At 64.6% G+C, this 10901-nt stretch carries 11 protein-coding genes; 5 read left to right on the forward strand and 6 right to left on the reverse strand.

What is annotated here, in order from left to right; all coding sequences use genetic code 11:
* The 4 genes from EN781_RS13955 to EN781_RS13970 all read right to left on the reverse strand — a co-directional run.
* The coding region (locus EN781_RS13955; protein ID WP_189347565.1) for a CoA transferase at positions 1–387 on the reverse strand (387 nt) is incomplete at its 3' end.
* A 15-nt stretch (positions 388–402) separates the two neighbouring features.
* On the reverse strand, positions 403–1926 hold the full coding sequence (locus tag EN781_RS13960; protein ID WP_126058320.1) for a tripartite tricarboxylate transporter permease: 1524 nt from the start codon (positions 1924–1926) through the stop codon (positions 403–405).
* Positions 1927–1930: 4 nt separating this feature from the next.
* Positions 1931–2464 (reverse strand): tripartite tricarboxylate transporter TctB family protein, encoded by a 534-nt coding sequence (locus EN781_RS13965; RefSeq protein ID WP_126058319.1) that lies wholly within the window; start codon positions 2462–2464, stop codon positions 1931–1933.
* 132 nt (positions 2465–2596) lie between these two features.
* Positions 2597–3562, reverse strand: coding sequence for a tripartite tricarboxylate transporter substrate-binding protein (locus tag EN781_RS13970; protein WP_126058318.1), 966 nt, complete (start codon positions 3560–3562; stop codon positions 2597–2599).
* A 203-nt stretch (positions 3563–3765) separates the two neighbouring features.
* Between EN781_RS13970 and EN781_RS13975 the strand changes: the two genes are divergently transcribed.
* Together EN781_RS13975 and EN781_RS13980 are read left to right on the forward strand one after the other, a co-directional pair.
* Positions 3766–4518 carry an IclR family transcriptional regulator gene (locus tag EN781_RS13975; RefSeq protein ID WP_126058317.1) on the forward strand — a complete coding sequence of 251 codons (753 nt, stop codon included), beginning with the start codon at positions 3766–3768 and terminating at the stop codon, positions 4516–4518.
* Positions 4519–4847: 329 nt separating this feature from the next.
* Positions 4848–7325, forward strand: coding sequence for an EAL domain-containing protein (locus tag EN781_RS13980; RefSeq protein ID WP_126058316.1), 2478 nt, complete (start codon positions 4848–4850; stop codon positions 7323–7325).
* Between the two features lie 7 nt (positions 7326–7332).
* Here EN781_RS13980 and EN781_RS13985 read toward each other — a convergent pair whose 3' ends face one another.
* Positions 7333–7869: a GNAT family N-acetyltransferase gene (locus tag EN781_RS13985; RefSeq protein ID WP_126058315.1), complete on the reverse strand. Its 537-nt coding sequence runs from the start codon at positions 7867–7869 to the stop codon at positions 7333–7335.
* A gap of 210 nt (positions 7870–8079) precedes the next feature.
* On the opposite strand from EN781_RS13985, the gene EN781_RS13990 reads away from it, so the two are divergent.
* Positions 8080–8535 (forward strand): DUF2214 family protein, encoded by a 456-nt coding sequence (locus EN781_RS13990; protein WP_126058314.1) that lies wholly within the window; start codon positions 8080–8082, stop codon positions 8533–8535.
* 51 nt (positions 8536–8586) lie between these two features.
* On the opposite strand, the gene nth is transcribed toward EN781_RS13990, so the two are convergent.
* Positions 8587–9393 (reverse strand): endonuclease III, encoded by an 807-nt coding sequence (gene nth / locus EN781_RS13995; RefSeq protein WP_126058313.1) that lies wholly within the window; start codon positions 9391–9393, stop codon positions 8587–8589.
* Between the two features lie 22 nt (positions 9394–9415).
* Between nth and EN781_RS14000 the strand changes: the two genes are divergently transcribed.
* Positions 9416–9910 carry a DUF2244 domain-containing protein gene (locus EN781_RS14000; protein ID WP_126058312.1) on the forward strand — a complete coding sequence of 165 codons (495 nt, stop codon included), beginning with the start codon at positions 9416–9418 and terminating at the stop codon, positions 9908–9910.
* Between the two features lie 145 nt (positions 9911–10055).
* Positions 10056–10901, forward strand: an 846-nt coding sequence (locus EN781_RS14005; protein WP_245492596.1) for a bifunctional helix-turn-helix domain-containing protein/methylated-DNA--[protein]-cysteine S-methyltransferase, incomplete at its 3' end; no start/stop codon positions are given.

Below are 10901 nucleotides of genomic sequence, written 5' to 3' on the forward strand. Positions count from 1 at the left end.
CCCCGATATGGCGCAGTAGACGAGGCCGGGACGGACCGCCTTCAGGCTGGCATGGCCGAGACCGAGCCGATCCATCACGCCCGGCCGGAAGTTCTCCACCAGCGCATCGGACGAGGCGACCAGGTCGAGGAAGCGGTCGCGATCGGCCTCCTTCTTGAGATCGAGCACGACCGATCGTTTGCCGGCGTTCTGCGCCAGGAACGAGGCGCCCATGCCAGCCTGGTTGAGTTTTGCCGAAGCGCCGAGCTGGCGCGCCAGATCCCCGCCATTCGGCGCCTCGACCTTGATCACGTCGGCGCCGAGCAGCGCCAGCTGGTAGGCGCAGTAAGGGCCGGCCAGAACATTGGTCAGGTCGAGGACGCGGATGCCCGAAAGCAGGTCTGTCATGATGCTCCAGTTCGATCAGGCATCGCCAGGCACATGCTCCGGTCCGCGCCGGCGCCGGTGCTCGATCCAGGCCCAGATATGCGGCCCGACGAGACCGATGAAGGCCAGCGTCAGCAGCGTCAGCGACAGCGGATGCCGGTAGAACACCGTCCAGTCGCCATTGGCGATGGTCATCGCGCGGCGGAACTGCGTTTCGGCGAGCGGCCCGAGGATCATGCCGATGATGACGGGCGCGGTCGGGAAATCGAAGCGCCGCATCAGGAAACCGGCCGCTCCCAGGAGATAAAGGATGACGAGATCGATCGGCGACTGCGAGATGCCGTAGGTGCCGACGGTGGCGAACACCAGGATGCCGGCATAGAGCTGCGGCGCCGGGATCTTCAACAGCCGCACCCACAGGCCGATCAGCGGCAGGTTGAGGATGACGAGGATGACGTTGGCGATGAACAGGCTGGCGATCAGGCCCCAGACGAGGTTGGCCTGCGTCGTCAGAAGCAGCGGTCCGGGATTGATGCCGTAGCTCTGGAAGGCCGACAGCATGATCGCGGCGGTCGCCGAGGTCGGCAGGCCAAGCGTGAGCATCGGCACCAGCACGCCGGCGGCGGACGCATTGTTGGCGGCTTCCGGGCCGGCGACGCCCTCGATGGCGCCGACCGTGCCGAACTCCTCCTTGTGCTTCGACAGCTTCTTCTCGATCGCATAGGACAGGAAGGTCGGGATCTCGGCGCCGCCGGCCGGCATCGCACCGATCGGGAAGCCGATCAGGGCACCGCGCAGCCACGCCTTCCACGAGCGCGCCCATTCGGCGGCGGTCATGTAGAGCGAGCCCCTGAGCGGCACGATCTCGTCCTTGCCGGCATAGCGGCGCGAGGCCATGTAGAGCGTCTCGCCGACGGCGAACAGGCCGACGGCGACGATGATCACATCGACGCCGTCGAGCAGCTCGCCCGTGCCGAAGGTGAAACGCGGCTGTCCGGTCTGCAGGTCGACGCCGATCATGCCGATGACGAAGCCGACGAACAGGCTGGTGAGACCCCGCACCGACGACGAGCCGAGCACCGCCGAGACGGTTATGAAGGCCAGCACCATCAGCGAGAAATACTCGGCCGGGCCGAAGGCCAATGCGAACTTGACCACGATCGGCGCCAGGAAGGCGACGCCCAGCGTCCCGATGGTGCCGGCGACGAAGGAGCCGATCGCCGAGGTGGCGAGCGCCGCGCCGCCGCGGCCGGACCGGGCCATGCGGTTGCCCTCGAGCGCGGTGACGATGGTGGCGCTCTCGCCGGGGGTGTTGAGCAGGATCGACGTCGTCGAGCCGCCATACATAGCGCCGTAATAGATGCCGGCGAACAGGATGAAGGAGGCTTCCGGCGCCACCTGGTAGGTGATCGGCAGAAGCAGCGCGATGGTCAGCGCCGGCCCGAGGCCGGGCAGCACACCGATCGCCGTTCCCAATGTAGTGCCGACCAGGCACCACAAAAGGTTGGCCGGCGTGAAGGCGACCGAGAAGCCGTGCGCGAGTTGGTTGAGCGTGTCCATGGCGTCAGCGCCTCACCATGGCGACGACGGCGTTGATCGCCGTGTTCAGCTGGTTCTCGACGAAACCGGCGCCGATGTTGACGCCGAGCGCCCTGGCGAAACCGAAATAGGCCGCGAGCGCCAGGATCAGGCCCAGCAGCGCGTCGCGCAGCGGGCTCCGGCTGCCGAAACCGTAGCAGACCAGAACGAACATGATCACCGAGGCGGCGGTGAAGCCGAGCGGATGGATGAGCGAAAGGTTGGCGACGAGGCCGGCAACCACGAAGCCCATCGACTTCCAGTCGGTCGGCGTCTCCTTTTCCTCGTCGGGCTGCCAGCCGCCCCGAAGCGCCGCGACGATGAGCAGCAGCGACAGGATCACCATGCCGGCCATCGTGATGTAGGGGAAGACCCTCGGGCCGACCTTGGAATAGAGCGGCGACACCGGGATCGCCAGCGTCTGCCAGGCCACGGCGGCGGCGCAGGCCAGAAGCCCGACGCCGATCAACAATTCGGGTATGGCAAAGCGCGGCGGCGCCTGCTGGTCGCTGGTGCTCATGAATGTCCTCCCTCGATGGCCGGCATCCCACGGCCGGCCCTGACCGCAGTCTCGCCCGCGATGGATGTCATGTCCATGCGCCTGGCGAAGGTCCAGGCGGAGCGGCGCCGGCCGACCCGCCTGGGGAAGGCATCAGGCGAGGCCGAGATCCTTGAGGATGGCGCCGATGCGGGCGGTGTCCTCGGTGACGAACTTGGCATAATCGTCGCCGGTGAGCAGGATTGGTGTCCAGTTGCGATTCTTGCACTCGGTCGCCCAGGCCTCGCTCTTGGCCATGGTCTCGACCAGCTTGATCATCGCCGCCTTGTCGTCGTCGGAGACGCCTGGTGGAGCGAAAACGCCGCGCCAGTTGAACAATTCGACATCGATGCCGGCCTCCTTCAGCGTCGGCGCGTCGATACCTTCCTGGCGCTTATCGGCGGAGATGGCGAGCAGCCTGAGCGCACCTGCCTTGACCTGCTCGGAGAATTCGCCATAGCCGGAAATGCCGGCTGCCACCTGGTTGCCAAGCAGCGCCGACAGCGCCTCGCCGCCACCGGCGAATGGCACATAGGAGAGGTTGGTCGCGGGCACACCGGCGGATTTGGCGATCAGCCCGAACAGAATATGGTCCGAACCGCCGGCGGAGCCGCCCGCCACCGGAACCTGGGTCGGATCGGCCTTGAGCGCGGCGACGAAATCGGCGGCGGTCTTGAACGGCGATGCCGCAGGCACCACCAGCGCCTCGAACTCGCCGGTCAGGCGGGCGATCGGCGTCACTTCGGTCAGGTTGTTCGCGGACTTGTTGGCGATGATGGCGCCGACCATGACCATGCCGGCCACCATCAGTGAATTGCCCTTGCCCTTCCACTGATTGACGAATTGCGGCAGGCCGACCGTGCCGCCGGCACCGCCGACATTGGTGATCTGCGAGCCGGAGATCAGCTTTTCAGAACGCAGCACCTGGTCGATCGTGCGGGCCGTCTGGTCCCAGCCGCCTCCAGGCGCGGCGGGAACGAAGATCTGGAGTTGCGGCGCGTCCTGTGCGAAGGCGGGTGTGAAGTGCAATGCCGCGATGCCGGCCGCGGTGCTCGTCAAGAATCTGCGTCTGTTCAGCATGGGACTCCTCCAAATCACGACACCTCCTCCGGTGCCTGCCAAAGACGTGGCCTGAATTCAGACCCGCCTTCGAGTTCAAGCATTTGTGACTGCGTTCTGTCAACGGGAATGGCATTCTACTAGACAGAACGATTTTGCCACGACAAAATCGCATCATCCAGGCTTGGCCTGGACGGGGCGACCAACATGAAATCATCATCGGGATGAAAAATACACCTGCCAGCCCGACTTCCACCGAAGGCGTTGCCGCTCTCGACCGCGCCATCGCCATTCTCGACGCATTCACGCCCGCCGATCGCTCGCTCGGCCTGGCCGAGATCGCGACCCGCACCGGCCTTTACAAGAGCACGATACTGAGGCTGGCCAACTCGCTGATGCGCGGCCAATTGCTGGAACGGCTTGACGACGGGCGTTATCGCATCGGACCGGCCACCTTCAGGCTTGGCGCGCTCTACCAGCGCTCGGTGGTGGCGATGGATGTCCTGCTGCCGATCATGCGAGATCTGTCGGAGCGGAGTTGGGAAAGCGTCGCCTTCTATGTCCGCTCCGGCGATGTCCGCACCTGCCTTTACCGCGTCGAATCCAAGCATCCGATCCGCTACACCATCCACGAGGGCGACGTGCTGCCCTTGCTGGCGGGTTCCGGCGGCCGTGTACTCGCCGCGTTCTCCGGCGAGCAGGGCGAGCCCTACGATACCATCCGCGCGGACTATCACCATTTGTCGGTGGGCGACCGCGATCCCGAGACGGCTGGCGTCTCGGCGCCTGTTTTTGGACCCGGCCGGACTCTTCTCGGCGCACTCACCCTTGCCGGCCCAAGAACGCGCGTGGACGCAGCCTTTCTGCGCCGCATGACCGCGCCCTTGCTCGAGGCGGCGGCTCGCGCCACCCGCGCCTTCGGCGAAGACGCCTCGATGCTCGAACGAGCAAGTTTGAAAGCCGTTCATCGCCGATAAGGCACTGGAAACTCTTTGAACTTTGTTTCCATGACTTGGTCCCGATTTGTCGGGCTTTCGAGCGCCGGCAAATTGGAAGCAGTCGAACTGCAATAGTATTTGCCTAAAATCCTATCCTATACCCTTGCGAAAGCAACCTGTGGAAGAAGACAGGCTGTCTCGAGTAAAAATACTCGGCAAGTTTATTGGCTGTTAAGGCCGACATGCTACTCGGGCTGTTGTCGCATGACGAGCAGCGACATGAGGGAGAGAGGTTTCGCCTGGCCTGCAATTGCCTCGGTCAGGCCCAGCGGGTTCACGGGGGCCATGGCAATTTCCATGGAAGCTTGATGAGGCTGTCACCGGCGCTTTCTAGCCCACGTCTTGTCGGGTTGGTCTGGCCATTCATCCTCGTGGTCCTTGTCCAGGCTCTGGTCGCCGGCGGCAGCCTCTATACGCTTTCGGCGGTTCGCGCCTACGTCGGCGGCGAAAGCCATTGGTCGAAAGGACAGAAAGAGGCCATCTATTTCCTCAGCCTCTATGCCGATACCGGCAAGACGGATTTCTTCAACGAGTATCGCACCGCAATTGCCGTTCCGCTGGCCGATCATGCGGCGCGGCTGGCACTTGAGCAGGCCGAGCCCGACACCGAGGCGGCGCGCGCCGGTTTCGTGCAGGGTGGAAATCACGCCGACGACGTCGCGGGAATGATCTGGTTGTTCCGAAATTTTCGCTGGTTCAGCTACCTCGACGTCGCCATTCAGCGCTGGGCGGCTGCAGACGACATGATCCTGGCGCTCGACGAGTTGGGCGAGACAATCCACCGGAAGGTCGCGGAAGGACGGGTATCGTCGGACCAGGTCGGCGCCTGGAAGGCAGAGATCCACCGGCTCAACGATGAGATCGGCCCTCTGTCCAAGGCGTTCTCTGACAGCCTGGGAGAGGGTTCGCGTTTCATCAACATTGCATTGACGCTGGCCAATCTCGCCACAGCCGCTCTGCTCATCCTGCTAGCAGTGTGGCGCACGCGCAAACTCCTGGCGCAACGCCAGGCTTTCCAGAACGCGCTCAATGCCGAGCGCGAACGGGCCCAGATCACGCTTGCTTCGATCGGCCAGGCCGTCATCAGCACAAATTCCGATGGGCGGCTGGATTACATGAACGCTGTCGCCGAACGCCTGCTGGCGCACACGTTCGAGCTGGCGAGAGGCAAACCGATCGCATCACTGTTCAAGCTCGTCGACAAGGACAGCGGCGTCGAGGAGACGCAATGGATCCAGCGCTTGCTGGCCGGCGAGCCGAGGCGTTCCAATGCCCGCCCGCGACTGCTGCAGCGCGCCGACGGTTCGGTCGTTCCCATTGCCCTGACTGGCGCACCGCTTTTGGTGTCCGGCGAAGTCGTCGGCGCCGTGCTCGCCTTCCACGACATGACGCGCGAACAGGACTACATCGAGCGCCTTTCATGGCAAGCATCGCACGACGAACTGACGGGGCTTGCAAATCGCCGCGACTTCGAGAGCCGCCTGCAGAAGGCCATCCAGGATTTGCACCATCGACCCGGGCAGCACGCCCTGATGTATCTGGATCTCGACCAGTTCAAGCTGGTCAACGACACATGCGGCCACGCCGCCGGCGACCAGCTGCTGCGTCAGGTCTCCATATTGCTCGGCAATGATCTTCGGCCGGGCGACATTCTGGCGCGACTGGGCGGCGACGAATTCGGCGTCCTCCTCCTCGATTGCAGCCTGGATCTCGCCGCCGACATTGCCGAACGGATGCGCGCGACCGTTCAAGACCTGCATTTCTCATGGACCGGAAGACCGTTCGCCATCAGCGTCAGCATCGGCATGGTCCAGATTGTGGATGCCAAAGTCACGCTTGAAGAAACCCTGCAGGCCGCCGATGTCGCCTGCTACATGGCCAAGGAAAAGGGCCGCAATCGGGTTCAGCTGCATAGCGACAGCGACACGGCCCTGCGGGAACGGTTCACGGAAATGGCCTGGGTGCAGCGTCTGCACGCCGCGCTGGAGGAAAACCGCTTCAGGCTCTATTGCCAGGAGATATGGCCGCTCAGCGCCGCCGCGGCGGAAGGCGGGGCGCATCTCGAAATCCTGCTGCGGCTGACGGACGAGGATGGTTCCATTGTCTCGCCGGCCAGCTTCATTCCGGCAGCCGAGCGCTACGGGCTGATGCCGTCGATCGACCGCTGGGTCGTGCGCGGCACCTTCGCCGTTCTGGCCGCGCGCCTTGGCGATCCAGCGGCCGCTCCGATCGCCACCTGCGCCATCAATCTGTCCGGGGCGAGCTTCGGCGACGAGACGTTTCTCGACTTCCTGCGCGAGCAGTTCGAGATCAGCGGCATCCCGCCGAAGCTCATCTGCCTCGAGATCACCGAGACCAGCGCCATCGCCGACCTCGCCAACGCCATGCGCTTCATCGCCCAGTTGCGCGAGCTGGGCTGCCGCTTCGCTCTCGACGATTTCGGCTCCGGCATGTCGTCCTTCGCCTATCTGAAGCACTTGCCCGTCGACTATCTGAAAATCGATGGCAGCTTCGTCAAGGACATGCTGGAGGATCGCATCGACCGTGCCATGGTCGAGATGATCCATCATATCGGCAAGGTGATGGGCAAGCGCACCATTGCCGAGTTCGTTGAAAGCGAGAGCATCGTCACGGCCTTGAAATCGATCGGCGTCGACTATGCCCAGGGCTATGCGATCGCCAGGCCGCAACCGTTCGATCTACGCACGAAATTGCTAGACCCCGGCGCCGCGCCGCACGCTGATACGCAGAACGCCGTGGCGCGAAAGCTGCTCAAGGCTGGATGACGGGGCTCTACCGCCGCTCCAGCAGGATCGTCGGATTGTCGTGATAGGTGGTGCGCAGGATTTCCCTGTAGCCGCACTTGGCCGCAACATTGAGCGACGCTGTGTTTTCCGGATCGACGATGCAGACGGTTCTGGCCGGTGAGAACGTCACGTCTCCCCAGGCGAGAGCGCGCTGGACCACTTCGCTCGCCAGTCCCCGGCCATGCGCTTCCGAGGCCAGCGCCCAGCCGGCCTCCGGCACGCCATCGATCGATGGCTCGATATCGCGCTTCAAATCGTGGAAGCCAGCCTCGCCGATGAAGCGGCCGCTCGCCTTCTCCTCGATCGCCCAGAACCCATAGCCAATCAGCGACCACAGCCCGGCATGGCGCAGGAAGCGCATCCAGCTCTCCTCGCGCGTGCGCGGCTTGCCGCCGATGAAGCGGGTGACGGCGGGATCGGCCCACATGGCGACGTAGGCGTCGAAATCGTCCAGCCGGTGCGCCCGCAGGATGGTCCGCGCCGTTTCGATGACCGGCACGCCGGTTGCCTTTGGACTGCCCATGGAACTTGCCTCGCTTGAACGTCAAGAAGGCGCCTAGCAAACCTCCCGCACCGAACAAGGGCCACGGCGGTCCGGATCATCCTCCAGACCAGAACGTCCCATCACGCCAGGGCAGCTAGCTGCCCGCCGTGTCTGGGAATTCTGTCCGGCGATGCTAGTCTTAGCGGAAATCTGATTCAGCCCGCATATCATCCAACCAGAGGAAAATGCATGGATACCACCGACCTCGTGCTGGCCATCATCCATCATCTGCTGGTGTTTTCGCTGGCCGGCATCATCGGCGCCGAATTCGTGCTGCTCCGCGGCGATCTGCCCGCCGCGACGCTGAAGCGCCTTGTCGGCATCGACCGCCATTACGGCATCATCGCCGCGCTGATCGTCATCGTCGGCGCCGGCCGTGTCTTCTACGGCCTGAAGGGCTGGGAGTTCTACATCTACAACTGGATGTTCTGGGCAAAGATGACGGCCTTCGTCATCGTCGGCCTTTTGTCGATCATCCCGACCGTCCGCTTCATCTCCTGGAACCGGCAGACCGGCGCCACTCCCGGCTTCCAGGTGCCGGCGGCGGAGCTCGCCTCGGTCAAGACCTATGTCCGCGCCGAAGCCTTCATCTTCCTGCTGATCCCGGTCTTCGCGGCGGCTATGGCGCGCGGCTACGGCTCCTGAGCAATTCCGGGAAACTGCGCGGCGCGGTCTCCGTCCGGGTTGCGCACCGCTTCAAGCCTCGGCGGCAACCGTCTCCGAAAGCGGCGCGATCGGCACCAGCGGCGCCGGCATCTCGGCCGTCTTCTCCGCCGCCTTGCAGATGTCGGCGATGACGCAGGCCGGACAATCCAGCTTGCGCGCCTTGCAGACATAGCGGCCATGCAGGATCAGCCAGTGATGCGCATGGCGCATATACTCGGCCGGGATGATCTTCAGCAGCCCCTGCTCGACCTGTTCCGGCGTCTTGCCGGGCGCCAACCCGAGGCGGTTGCCGATGCGGAATATATGCGTGTCGACCGCCATCGTGTGCTGGCCGAAGGCCATGTTGAGCACGACATTAGCGGTCTTGCGCCCGACGCCCGGCAGCTTGATCAGCTGGTCGCGGTCGGCGGGCACCTCGCCGCCATGCTCGTCGATCAGCGCCTTGGACAGCGCGATCACGCTCTTGGCCTTGTTGCGCCAGAGGCCGATGGTGCGGATGTAGTCGCCGACTTTCGCTTCGCCGAGCGCCAGCATCTTCTGCGGCGTGTCGGCGACCGCAAACAGCGCCCGCGTCGCCTTGTTGACGCCGGCATCGGTGGCCTGCGCCGACAACACCACCGCCACCAGCAGCGTGAAGGCGTTGACATGCTCGAGCTCGCCCTTCGGCTCCGGTCGCTGCACCGAAAACCGCCGGAAAATCTCGCGCACCTCGGCCGAGCTGTAGAGGGGCCGTGATCGCGTCGGCCTCGGCCGCGGTTTGGCGTTCGAGCCGTCGCGCCGGCCGGGCGGCAATGCATTTTTGGCCATCGGGGATTTTTTCGTCTTGGGGCTTGCCATTCCCTTCCTATAATATCCAGGCATGAGCGACACAAACGCCTCTTTCCAGGCTGACGAGCCCTTCTTCCATGCCTTGCTGACACCGCACCGCTCGCTCGGCCGCACCGGCTTCATCGTCCTTATGGGCGCGCTGTCCTTCGGCTGGCTGGCCACCGGCGCCTTCTTCCTGTCGCGCGGCGCCTGGCCGGTGTTCGGCTTCTTCGGGCTCGACGTGATCGCCGTCTACATCGCCTTCCGCGTCAATTACCGTGCCGCCCGCGCTCGCGAGGAAGTCTCGGTGTCGCGCACCAGCCTCGACATTCGCAAGACCGCGCCATCGGGCAGGTCGGAGGCGCACCGCTTCAATCCGTTCTGGGCGCGCTTCTCAATCGCCCGCCATGCCGAGATCGGCATCACCAGGATGGCGGTAGAGGCACAGGGACAGATCGTGTCGATCGGGTCCTTCCTCGACCCCGTCTCCCGCGAGAGCTTTGCCACCGCTTTTTCGCGCGCGCTCGCGACCGCCAGGGCGCGCTGACTGTCGAATTTGCGTTATCCGGCGGCCGGCTTTCCACGCCTTGCCGTAGGAATTCAAGCACGTCGCGGGCGGGCGGCAGCAGGGCAAGTTTCGGGTGGTGGCAAAGGGCGGGAAGACCGATATTCGCGGTCAAGGAGATATTGCCATGAACGCCCAGATGACCATGAATACGCAGATGAAACCGACCGCGATCCTTGAGAACGAAATTACTCCCAAGGGCAGCGACTACGAGGTCGTGCGCCGCGCCATCGAGAAGATCAGTCTCGACTATCGCGACCAACCTTCGCTCGAGGATCTGGCCGAGGAGGTCGGCGAGACGCCGACGGGTCTGCAGAAGCTGTTCACCCGCTGGGCCGGCCTGTCGCCCAAGGCCTTTCTGCAGGCGGTCACGCTCGACCATGCGCGCCGGCTGCTCGATTCCGGCATGCCGCTGCTCGAAACCTCGTTCGAGCTCGGCATGTCGGGCCCGGGACGGCTGCATGACCTCTTCGTCACCCATGAAGCGATGTCGCCGGGCGACTACAAGACGCGCGGCGCCGGCCTCACCATCCGCTACGGCTATCACATCTCGCCTTTCGGCATCGCCCTGATCATGGTCACCGACCGCGGGCTTGCCGGCCTCGCCTTCAACGATCCCGGCGGCGAGCGCGCGGCCTTCGCCGACATGTCCGGCCGCTGGCCGAACGCGGCCTATGTCGAGGACATGAGCTCTACAGCGCCCTACGCCGCGCGCATCTTCGATCCAAGACTGTGGCGCGCCGACCAGCCGCTGCGCGTGGTGATGATCGGCACCGACTTCCAGTTGCGCGTCTGGGAAACCCTCTTGCGCATCCCGATGGGCAAGGCCTGCACCTACTCCTCGATCGCCGCCAGCATCGGCGCGCCGAGCGCCAGCCGCGCGGTGGGTGCCGCGGTCGGCGCCAATCCGATGTCGTTCGTCGTGCCTTGTCACCGCGCGCTCGGCAAGTCCGGCGCCCTCACCGGATACCAC

This window comes from Mesorhizobium sp. M4A.F.Ca.ET.090.04.2.1 (assembly GCF_003999085.1).
Classification (GTDB): Bacteria; Pseudomonadota; Alphaproteobacteria; order Rhizobiales; family Rhizobiaceae; genus Mesorhizobium.

What these genes read in the sequence shown, in the direction of transcription:
- EN781_RS13990 (WP_126058314.1), top strand. Translation starts at nt 8,080, where the DNA reads ATGGATACCACCGACCTCGTGCTGGCCATCATCCATCATCTGCTGGTG.
- nth (WP_126058313.1), bottom strand. Translation starts at nt 9,393, where the DNA reads ATGGCAAGCCCCAAGACGAAAAAATCCCCGATGGCCAAAAATGCATTG.
- EN781_RS13975 (WP_126058317.1), top strand. Translation starts at nt 3,766, where the DNA reads ATGAAAAATACACCTGCCAGCCCGACTTCCACCGAAGGCGTTGCCGCT.
- EN781_RS14000 (WP_126058312.1), top strand. Translation starts at nt 9,416, where the DNA reads ATGAGCGACACAAACGCCTCTTTCCAGGCTGACGAGCCCTTCTTCCAT.
- EN781_RS13960 (WP_126058320.1), bottom strand. Translation starts at nt 1,926, where the DNA reads ATGGACACGCTCAACCAACTCGCGCACGGCTTCTCGGTCGCCTTCACG.
- EN781_RS13985 (WP_126058315.1), bottom strand. Translation starts at nt 7,869, where the DNA reads ATGGGCAGTCCAAAGGCAACCGGCGTGCCGGTCATCGAAACGGCGCGG.
- EN781_RS13980 (WP_126058316.1), top strand. Translation starts at nt 4,848, where the DNA reads ATGAGGCTGTCACCGGCGCTTTCTAGCCCACGTCTTGTCGGGTTGGTC.
- EN781_RS13970 (WP_126058318.1), bottom strand. Translation starts at nt 3,562, where the DNA reads ATGCTGAACAGACGCAGATTCTTGACGAGCACCGCGGCCGGCATCGCG.
- EN781_RS13965 (WP_126058319.1), bottom strand. Translation starts at nt 2,464, where the DNA reads ATGAGCACCAGCGACCAGCAGGCGCCGCCGCGCTTTGCCATACCCGAA.